Genomic DNA, 254 nt, shown 5'->3' on the forward strand with positions numbered 1-254 from the left:
GTGAGACGGGGACGATGGTGTGATGGGGTTGTTTTGGCATAACAAAAATTCCTCCTTCTGATTAAGATAGTCTTATCATACAGGAAGAATTTCCGGCTTTCTATGCGGTTAATTTCATCGGGCTTACCTTCGACCGCTTTCATGGCTTTTGATGTGTATTCGAAAACCGTTCGTTTATCTGTTAAAAAAGCTAAAGGGATGCCTTGTTTCGTTAGGATCTGATTGAGCACATGATAATAGCCATTGAGTGTTTC

At 40.9% G+C, this 254-nt stretch carries 1 protein-coding gene; it reads right to left on the bottom strand.

Translation table 11 applies throughout. From position 1 onward, the window contains the following. The coding region (locus ACEN4L_RS13615; protein ID WP_407097781.1) for a hypothetical protein at window positions 1-254 on the bottom strand (254 nt) is incomplete at both ends.

The organism is Desemzia sp. FAM 23988 (assembly GCF_045528365.1).
Classification (GTDB): domain Bacteria; phylum Bacillota; class Bacilli; order Lactobacillales; family Carnobacteriaceae; genus Desemzia.